The sequence below is a fragment of the Novosphingobium aquiterrae genome (genome assembly GCF_042434435.1).
Classification (GTDB): Bacteria; Pseudomonadota; Alphaproteobacteria; order Sphingomonadales; family Sphingomonadaceae; genus Novosphingobium; species Novosphingobium aquiterrae.
The window spans coordinates 368,876-378,564 of record NZ_JBHLTL010000001.1 but is presented as its reverse complement, the minus strand read 5'-3'; the positions used below and the strand labels follow the sequence as shown (position 1 = coordinate 378,564).

The following is a 9,689-nucleotide window of genomic DNA, read 5'->3' as shown; positions in this document are numbered from 1 at the left end:
GGCAGCGTTGCCGCTGCCCCCCTGAACGGTCACTGACCGAAACCTACCAGATTTTCGCGCGCTGCTCCGGCGCGATGTACATCGCGTCGCCGGGCTTGACGCCAAAGGCATCGTACCACGCCTGGATGTTGCGCAGCGGGCCAAGCACGCGGAAGCGCGCCGGGCTGTGCGGATCGGTGGCGACCTGGTTCTTCAGCGAATCCGGGCGCTGCTTGGCGCGCCAGGCCTGGGCAAAGGCCAGGAAGAAGCGCTGGTCGCCGGTCAGCCCGTCGATCACCGGCGCAGCCTGGCCGCCCAGCGACTTGTGATAGGCATCGAGCGCGACGTTGAGCCCGGCAAAGTCGGCGATGTTCTCGCCCATGGTCAGCTCGGGATTGATGAAGGCACCGGGGGCGGCTTCGAACTTGGCATATTGCGCGCCGAAGATCTTGGCCTGGGCATCGAAGCGCGCGGCGTCTTCCTTGGTCCACCAGTCGCGCACCGCGCCGGTCGCGTCGATCTTGCGGCCCTGGTCGTCGAAGCCGTGGGTGATCTCGTGCCCGATCACCGCACCGATCGCGCCATAGTTGACCGCATCGTCGGCATTCATGTCGAAATAGGGCGGCTGCAGGATCCCGGCGGGAAAGACGATCTTGTTTTCCAGCCCGCCGTTGTAGGCGTTGACCGTCTGCGGGTTCATCCCCCACTTCTTGCGATCGACCTTCTTGCCGAGGTCGGCCATGGCATAGTCGGTGTTGAAGCGGTTGGCCCGCATGACGTTGCCATAAAGATCGCCGGCGTCGATCTTCAGCGCGTCATAGCTGCGGAAGGTGTCGGGATAGCCGACCATCACGTCCATCCGGGTCAGCTTGTCCATCGCCGCGGTCTTGGTCGGGGCGGACATCCAGTCATTGCTGCGGATGCGATCGGCCATCGCCAGCTTGAGGTTGGCGACCAGGGATTCCATCTTGGCCTTGGCCTGCGGCGGGAAGTGCGCCTTGACGTAATCCTGGCCGACCAGCTCGCCCAGCGAGCCATCAACCAGCTGCACCGCGCGCTTCCACCGCGGACGCAGCGTGGTCACCCCGGTCAGGGTCTTGGTATAGTCGAAGCGGCTGTCGACCATCGCCTTGGTCAGATAGGGCGCGGCCTGATCGGCAATGTGGAACTGCTGCCACAGCTTCAGCGTCGCCAGCGGCGTGGCGGCATAGATCCTGGCCAGATCGCGCACCGCGGTGTTCTCGCCGACGATCATCCGCTTCTGCGGCGGCACGCCAAACCCGGCGAACCACTGCGCCCAGTCGATCCCCGGGGCATATTTGGCCAGCGCGGCGCTGCTCATCGGGTTGTTGACCTTGTCGATGTTGCGGCGGTCGGCCACGATCCAGCTCTTGGTCGCGATCGCGGTTTCGAAGGCCATGATCGCCTTGGCCGCACCGGCGGGATCGGGATTGCCGATCGCCTTCATCGTCCGGGCGATATAGGCGGCATAGGCATCGCGCTGCGGCTTGAACTTGGCGGCGAGGTAGTACTCGCGTTCGGGCAGGCCGATCCCTCCCTGGCCCAGGTAGAGCACGTTCATCGTTGGATCGGCGGTGTCCGCGCCAACTTCGGCGTCGATCAGCGAGATCCCGAACTGGCCGTTGGTGGCGCCCATCAGGCGGCTGAACTGGGCCCTGGTCTTGACCGCCGCGACCTTGGCCAGATCGGCCTTGAGCGGGGTCAGGCCCAGCGCCTCTATCCTGGCCTCGTCCATGAAGCTGGCATAGAGCGCACCGTACTTGGTGGTCGACAGGCCCCCCATCAACTGGGCGCGCAGATCGTCCTGGACGCGGTCGTTGACTTCGTTGCCGCTGCCCATCGCGGCCTTGTCGGCGGGGATCTCGGTCTTGTTGATCCAGGTGCCCGAAGCAAACTTTTCAAAGTCGTCGCCTGGCTTGACCGACGTGTCGCGGTTGTCGAGGGCGACCCCCCAGGTGCCGTACATCGGCTTGGCCGTGGCCGTTGCGGCAGCGGCGGTGGCAGCAGGCTCGGCCTGGGCCAGGGCCAGCTGCGGCATGGCCAGCGCGCTTAGTGCGGCGGCAAGGAAAAATTGCGATTTCATTGTGTTGAAGCTCCCCAACAAGGCGGCGCGACCGCACGCTGGCGGAGGCCCGAAGATGGCGGAGAGGTCGCGCGCGCGGCAAATCAAGTCAAGGCCGTTCGCCGAGCGGCAAGCGCCGTTGGTGGATCGGCGGTGCCGCGGTGCCGCGGTGCCTACTTCACGGCGGCAGGCGCGCCGCAGCGGGTCTTGTCGCCCGCTTTGCAGGCGGCCACGTCGGCCTCCCACTTAGCTTTCGCCGCTTCATAGTCGGCCTGGGCCTTGGCCGTAGCGGCCTGCTGGGCGGCAATCGTTTCGGCGCGGGCCTTTTCGGCGGCATCGTGCGCGGCCTGGCGCGCGGCGTTCTCATCGGTCTGCTTCTTTGCCCGGACCGCTTCCTCGGCATTGAGGCGGGCCCGTTCGGCCGCCGCATTGGCAGACTCGGCCGGAGCCGCAGCCGCGGGCTTCTTGCGCTTGGGCCGCGCGGCATCGGCGGGCGCGGTCGCGATCAGCGCGAACGACACGGCAAGAGCGATCGGGGCGAGGGTGCGGCGCAGGGTCATAAGTCTATCCTTCTGCAGCAAGTCGGCGCAGCATAGCCGCGCGCTGCCGGCAGGCAACTACCCGTCGCAGTATTCGTAGTGTCCACTTTCGCACATCTGCACCGCGCGGCGCCAGGCGGCGCGCTGGCGGTCATATTCGGCGCGTTGACGGGCATAGTCGTCCATCGCGCGGCTGTGCTCGGCCCGTGCGGAGCCATAGGATTCGGCGCGGCCACCCTGCTCGCGATAGGCCTGCCAGCCCGCGGCATAGCGGGCATCACGCTCGCGCACGTGGGCCAGTTCGTCCTGGTTGAGCCGGCGAATGATCGCCTTGTCCCGCGCCCGCGCCTCGGCCGAGCGGCTGAGCAGCGGATCCCGCGGATCGTCAGCCATGGCAACCGACGAAAATAGCGACGCGCCCACGGTGAGCGCGCAAAACAATGCAGTGGCCTTCATGGGATGCGACCCTCCTTGAACCCACAGCTTCGTTGGAAAAAGTTAACGCTTGGTGCAAGCGCGCTGCGACGAAGCCGGCGCGGTTCGTCGTGTTTTTGCCCGGACTGACCGGCCAAGCGTGCGAAAGGGCGCGCTTGGCCGGTCCGTGCTAGCCAAAGATGAAGTCGCTGGCGGTCAGCGTACTCATGGTCACGCCCTGAAGGATGATGACGTTACCGCCGCCAAGGTCGATTGCCCCGTCTGCCCCGTTCTGGACAAAGGCGCTGCTGACTTGTGCGAACGAGGTGTAGCTGCCGACCAGGCGAATCGTATCCTCGCCGTGGTGGAAGTCGCCGATCACGTCCTGGCCGACCACACCGTCGAAGACGAAGATATCGTTGCCGAACGGCCCGCCGAGCAGATCGCCGAACAGCACGTCGTTGCCGGCCTTGCCGTTGAGCGTGTCGTTGCCGCCGTTGCCGAGCAGCCAGTTGTTGCTGGCCGATCCGGTCAGCACGTTGTTGAGCTCGTTCCCCGCGGCGAACGGCGTGTTGCCGGTCAGGGTGCAATTCTCGACATTGGCCCACAGATAATAGCCGGCGCCATTGATCCCGGCGATGACCGTGTCGGTGCCTTCGCCGACGCCTTCGTAGATGATGTCATCGGGGGTATCGACGTAGTAGGTGTCATCGCCGCCCGCGCCGTTGAGGATGTCGTAATCGCCCAGGCCCGAGTTGGCGAAATGCACGTCATCGCCCAGTCCGCCGATCAGGATGTCGGTGTCGAAGGTCGCACCGCCGATCAGGGTGTCGTTGCCGTCCTCGCCATAGACGGCGTCGGCCTGATCGCCGCCGTTCAGCGTGTCATTGCCCGCGCCGCCGACCAGATAGTCGATCCCGCCATCGCCGTTGATCGTATCGGCACCGTCTTCGCCGAACAGGTTGTCGTTGCCGCCGCCGCCATTGACGGTGTCGTTGCCCAGCCCGCCAAGCAGCAGATTGGCTCCGCCGTTGCCGGTAACCGTGTTGGCAAGCTCGTTGCCGACGCCGAACAGGTTGGCAGCCCCGGTCAGGACCAGGTTTTCGACATTGGCAAACAGATAGTGACTGGCGCTGGCATTAACCGTGTCGGTGCCTTCGCCCACTAATTCGAACACAAGTTCGGCGGCGTTGTTGACATTGAAGGTGTCGTTGCCGGAGCCGCCGATGAAACTGTCTATGCCAGCTCCACCGGTGAGAACGTCGTTGCCTGCGCCGCCATTGAGTGTGCTGGCTGCCTGGGCCATCCCGGTGATGGTCTCGTCGCTTGCCGAACCGTAGACCACTGCAGTGACGGTGGCGCCGCCAGCAAGCTGCAGTCCTTGCATAGTGAGCGTGAGGTCGGACCCGCCCATGTTGATGGTCAGTGTCCCGGAACCGCTGACTGTGCCGTTCGCCGCCATGCCATTGGTGAACTGGCTGCCGGTGAGGGTGAGGGTGACGCCGCCGACCAGATCGATCGCTTCGAACCCGGTGAACGAGCCAAGATTGACCGAACCGTTGACGATCCGCAGCGTATCGGTGTCGGCCCCGCCGTGGACATGCGAACCGTTGGATTGCGCCCAGACCGCGACCAGGTCATTCCCGGCTCCGGCGTTGACCGTGTCGACGCCGCCCGCGATCGTGATCGTGTCGCCGCGGTTGCCGCCGGTGATCGTGTCGATGCCGCCGCCATCGCTGACGATCCCGATCGCATCGGGGTGGATGGTGATCGTTTCGTTGCCGCCTGCCCCGGTGATGTTGAAGGTGACGTTCGACCCGGGGGCCACGGCGAAATTGTTGGTGAGCGCGCTCTGCCCGCCGAACAGGGCGACCGAAATTGTCCCGGTCCCGCTGATCGCGGCATTGCTGGGCAGCCCGAAGAACTGGCCGTTGCTGAGCGCAAGGGTGGCAATGTTCTGCAGTTCGATCGCTTCGATCCCGCTCATGTTCAGCAGATTGATCGTCCCGCCGGTGATGCGCAGGGTATCGGTGCCGGTGCCGCCATTGATTTGCGAATCGGAGTTCTGGGCGTTGAGCACGATCAGGTCGTCGCCGTCGCCGGCAAAGAAGACGTCCGCGCCGCCATTGCCGATCAGCGTGTCATTGCCGCCGACACTGTCGAAGGTGTCCTTGAAGGCGGTGCCGGTGATGTTGTTGTTGTTGGCGCTGCCATCCAGCCGGATCGTGTCGTTGCTCGACCAGTTGGTGAAGTTGGTCGACGCGAAGGTCCAGTTGTTGGTGATGTTGATATCGATCGAGTCGACGTTCGCGGTGCCCTCGATCGTCCCGGTCTGCGCATTGGCGCTGACCAGGGTGTCGGAGACGGTAAGCTTGAGGGCACCAGTCGACGACCGGATGGTTCCGGCATCAAGATCGAGGTTGGTGACCTGCATCTGGAATCCGCGCCCGTCGAGCACCGCACCGTTGACCAGTTCGGTCCCGGTAATGTTGGAGCCGTAGAATGCTGCACCGGCCGAATAGGCGTTATCGAACCGGATCGTCGCGCCATTGAGCCGGAACGATCCCGAGCCTGAAACGTCGGCGGCGGAGAACGCCATGGCGATCGTGCCGTTGTCCACGGTGTTGCCCAGGGTCAGGACGCCGCCGGATCTGTGCCCGAAGTTGCCGGCCAGGGTCAGGGTGGTGCCGGTCGGTGCCATGATCTGGCCACTGCCCGCCGTGCCAGTATCGCTAAAGCTAGTTCCGGTAGAGTTGGTGAGGGTGCCGCTGGTCCGAAGGATGGCGTTGTTGTGAATGAACATGTTGGCGGTGCCGAACACGCCGCCGTTGAGGCCATAAAGCGTTCCGCCTTCGATCGAGATGATACCGCCGAAGGTGGTATTCGAACTGCCCAGTAGCAAAGTGCCAGCGCCAAGCTTGGTCAGACTGCCATTGCCGATGATCGGCGCGTTGATCCGCGCCGTGGTGCCGGCAGTGGCAACGTTGAACTCGGTTTCGTTACCGATCTGCACCCGCAATCCGCCGAACGAGCTGATCTCGAACTCGCCGCCACCGACCGCGGTGGTGACGTTGACCCGGGAAACCCCGTTGTTCAAGGCGCCCGCATCGAAGGAAAGCGTGGCAACGCCGGTGCCGGTATCGGCCAGCGAGCCTTGGAACAGCACATCACGCGCGCCGGTGCTGGAGATGTTGAGTGTGCCCACCGTGACGGTGGCGTTCTCGGTGAAGGTTGCAATCGTCGCGCCGGTTCCGCCGACAATCACAAAATCGGCAAGTGCGCCGTTTCCGTTCGGCACGCCGCCGGTCCAGTTGGCGCTATCGGTCCACAATCCGCTGTTGACGTTGTTCCAGGTAGGCATTGAGCTCACTCCCGCTTTGTCGTCAGGCGGGGATGTCAGTCAACGTATCGTCGGGGCACCTATGCCCGCGCGGTCGCTGGATTCCATGCCCCTGGAAATTTCTCTCATCGGATCGATCAGTCCCGCGATTTCCGGCAGGACCAGGCGACGAGTTGAGAATTATTATGTCACGGGCGACCTTGTCGAAGTTCAAGCAAAGCCCCCCAATTTCGTCAAGCTGATTCAGATTCGAGTCGATTTGCGTCCCCTATGTGCCTGAGCGGCAAGGTTCTGAAGCATCAACGCCGGCTTTCTTGCGCCGCACCCGCCTTGCACTGCGCCGCCCTCACGCCCATCTTGGCGCGGTGGCAGCGCCCGCCGCCGCCCTTGCGTCTCACGAACAAATATGGAACAGACTGCGCGCCATGTCGCTTAGCAAGATCGTCGTGCGCGGGGCGCGCGAGCACAACCTCAAGGGCTTTGATGTCGAGCTGCCGCGCGACAGCCTGATCGTGATCACCGGGCTGTCGGGCAGCGGCAAGAGCAGCCTCGCTTTCGATACGATCTATGCCGAGGGGCAGCGGCGCTATGTCGAGAGCCTGTCGGCCTATGCCCGCCAGTTCCTCGAGATGATGCAGAAGCCCGATGTCGAGCATATCGACGGGCTGAGCCCCGCAATCTCGATCGAGCAGAAGACCACCAGCCGCAACCCGCGCTCCACCGTCGCCACAGTGACCGAGATCTATGACTACATGCGGCTGCTGTGGGCCCGCGTCGGCGTGCCCTATTCGCCCGCCACCGGGCTGCCGATCAGCGCCCAGACGGTCAGCCAGATGGTCGACCGGGTGATGCAGCTCCCCGAGGGGACGCGCGCCTATCTGCTCGCCCCGGCGGTGCGCGGGCGCAAGGGCGAGTACCGCAAGGAACTGGCCGAGTGGCAGAAGGCCGGCTACACCCGCGTGCGGATCGACGGCGAGATGTATGCGATCGAGGACGCCCCCGCGCTCGACAAGAAGTACAAGCACGACATCGAAGTGGTGGTTGATCGGATCGCGGTGCGCGAAGGCATCGAGACCCGGCTCGCCGACAGCTTCGAACAGGCGCTCAAGCTAGCCGAAGGGCTGGCCTATATCGACCTCGCCGACGGTGTGGTCCCGGGGCGCGAGGGCGAGGAGACCGGGGGCGCGATGAAGGGCGCCGGCGTCCCGGCCAACCGCATCGTCTTCAGCGAAAAGTTCGCCTGCCCGGTCTCCGGCTTCACCATCGAAAGCCTCGAGCCGCGGCTGTTCAGCTTCAACGCGCCGATGGGCGCCTGCCCGGCCTGCGACGGGCTCGGGGAGAAGCTGCTGTTCGATCCGCAGCTTGTCGTCCCGAACGAGGCGCTGAGCCTCAAGCAGGGGGCGGTGGTGCCCTGGGCCAAGAGCAACCCGCCGTCGCCCTATTACATGCAGGTGCTGGCCAGCCTCGCGGCCGAGTTCGGCTTCAGCCTCGACACCCCGTGGGACCAGCTCCCGGTCGAGGTCAGGATCGTCATCCTCCACGGCACCGCCGGGCGCAAGGTGCCGCTGACCTTCATCGACGGGCGCAAGAGCTACACGGTCGAAAAGGCCTTCGAAGGGGTGATCGGCAACCTCAACCGCCGCCTGCTGCAAACCGAAAGCGCGTGGATGCGCGAGGAGCTGGGCAAGTTCCAGACCGCGCAGCCGTGCGAGGTGTGCGAGGGCAAGCGGCTCAAGCCCGAGGCGCTCTCGGTCAAGGTCGCGGGCGCGGACATCTCCTCGATCACCCGGCTCTCGGTCGCCGCCGCGGTCGACTGGTACGGCCAGCTCGACGCCCAGCTGAGCGACCAGCAGCGCCAGATCGCCCGCGCGATCCTCAAAGAGATCAACGAGCGGCTCGGCTTCCTCAACAACGTCGGGCTCGATTACCTCAACCTCGACCGGACCAGCGGCACGCTCAGCGGCGGGGAAAGCCAGCGCATCCGCCTCGCCAGCCAGATCGGCTCGGGCCTCTCCGGCGTGCTCTACGTCCTCGACGAGCCGAGCATCGGCCTCCATCAGCGCGACAACGATATGCTGCTCGCCACGCTGCGCCGTCTGCGCGATCTCGGCAACACGGTTATCGTGGTCGAGCATGACGAGGACGCGATCCGCACCGCCGATCACATCGTCGATCTCGGCCCGGGCGCCGGGGTCCACGGCGGCGAGATCGTCGCGCAGGGCAATCTCCAGGATATCCTGAGCGCCGAGCACAGCCTGACCGGGCAATACCTCTCGGGCCGCCGCAGCATCGCGGTGCCGGCCAAGCGCCGCAAGGGCAACGGCCACAAGCTCACCGTCCACGGCGCGCGGGCCAACAACCTCAAGGACGTCACCGTCTCGATCCCCCTGGGCACCTTCACCTGCGTCACCGGGGTCTCGGGCAGCGGCAAGAGCAGCCTGACGCTCGACACGCTCCACGCCGGCGCGGCGCGGGTGCTCAACGGCGCGCGGGTCGTCGCCGGGCCGCACGACAAGATCACCGGGCTCGAATTCTGCGACAAGGTGATCGAGATCGACCAGTCGCCGATCGGCCGCACCCCGCGGAGCAACCCCGCCACCTATACCGGCGCCTTCACCCAGATCCGCGACTGGTTCGCCGGCCTGCCCGAGGCCCAGGCCCGCGGCTACAAGCCGGGGCGCTTCTCGTTCAACGTCAAGGGCGGCCGCTGCGAGGTGTGCCAGGGTGACGGCCTGATCAAGATCGAGATGCACTTCCTCCCCGACGTCTACGTCACCTGCGAGGAATGCCACGGCAAGCGCTACAACCGCGAAACGCTGGAGGTAAAGTTCAAGGGCCTGTCGATCGCCGACGTGCTCGACATGACGATCGAGGACGCCGAGGAATTCTTCAAGGCCGTCCCCCCGATCCGCGACAAGATGCACATGCTCAACGAGGTCGGGCTGGGCTACGTCAAGGTCGGCCAGCAGGCGACGACACTGTCCGGCGGCGAGGCGCAGCGGGTTAAACTGGCCAAGGAACTCAGCCGCCGCTCAACCGGCCAGACCCTCTACATCCTCGACGAGCCGACCACCGGGCTGCACTTCGAAGACGTGCGCAAACTCTTGGAAGTGCTGCAGCGGCTGGTCGATGGCGGGAACTCGGTAGTGGTGATCGAGCACAACCTCGATGTGATCAAGGTGGCGGACTGGATTGTCGACCTGGGGCCTGAGGGCGGGGTGCGCGGCGGGGAGGTGATCGCCGAGGGGACGCCGGAGATGGTGGCGAAGAATGAGCGGTCGTTCACCGGGGGGTATTTGGCCCCGTTGCTGAGGCGCTAGGGCGATGACCATTG

Annotated in this window: 5 protein-coding genes; 1 reads left to right on the top strand and 4 read right to left on the bottom strand. The window is 65.2% G+C overall.

The window, feature by feature from the left end; translation table 11 throughout:
- Positions 1-43 precede the first annotated feature (43 nt).
- From ACFFF7_RS01915 to ACFFF7_RS01900, 4 genes are all read right to left on the bottom strand, one after another.
- Positions 44-2,083: a M13 family metallopeptidase gene (locus ACFFF7_RS01915; protein WP_379479669.1), complete on the bottom strand. Its 2,040-nt coding sequence runs from the start codon at positions 2,081-2,083 to the stop codon at positions 44-46.
- A 152-nt stretch (positions 2,084-2,235) separates the two neighbouring features.
- Complete coding sequence (locus ACFFF7_RS01910; RefSeq protein ID WP_379479668.1) at positions 2,236-2,622, bottom strand: hypothetical protein; 387 nt, start codon at positions 2,620-2,622, stop codon at positions 2,236-2,238.
- Between the two features lie 57 nt (positions 2,623-2,679).
- Positions 2,680-3,057, bottom strand: a complete 378-nt coding sequence (locus ACFFF7_RS01905; RefSeq protein WP_379479667.1) for a hypothetical protein — start codon at positions 3,055-3,057, stop codon at positions 2,680-2,682.
- A gap of 148 nt (positions 3,058-3,205) precedes the next feature.
- Positions 3,206-6,376 (bottom strand): hypothetical protein, encoded by a 3,171-nt coding sequence (locus ACFFF7_RS01900; protein WP_379479666.1) that lies wholly within the window; start codon positions 6,374-6,376, stop codon positions 3,206-3,208.
- 404 nt (positions 6,377-6,780) lie between these two features.
- Here ACFFF7_RS01900 and uvrA point away from each other — a divergent pair, with 404 nt between their 5' ends.
- Positions 6,781-9,675, top strand: coding sequence for an excinuclease ABC subunit UvrA (uvrA, locus tag ACFFF7_RS01895; protein WP_379479665.1), 2,895 nt, complete (start codon positions 6,781-6,783; stop codon positions 9,673-9,675).
- Positions 9,676-9,689: the final 14 nt, after the last annotated feature.

What these genes read in the sequence shown, in the direction of transcription:
- ACFFF7_RS01905 (WP_379479667.1), bottom strand. Translation starts at nt 3,057, where the DNA reads ATGAAGGCCACTGCATTGTTTTGCGCGCTCACCGTGGGCGCGTCGCTA.
- ACFFF7_RS01910 (WP_379479668.1), bottom strand. Translation starts at nt 2,622, where the DNA reads ATGACCCTGCGCCGCACCCTCGCCCCGATCGCTCTTGCCGTGTCGTTC.
- uvrA (WP_379479665.1), top strand. Translation starts at nt 6,781, where the DNA reads ATGTCGCTTAGCAAGATCGTCGTGCGCGGGGCGCGCGAGCACAACCTC.
- ACFFF7_RS01900 (WP_379479666.1), bottom strand. Translation starts at nt 6,376, where the DNA reads ATGCCTACCTGGAACAACGTCAACAGCGGATTGTGGACCGATAGCGCC.
- ACFFF7_RS01915 (WP_379479669.1), bottom strand. Translation starts at nt 2,083, where the DNA reads ATGAAATCGCAATTTTTCCTTGCCGCCGCACTAAGCGCGCTGGCCATG.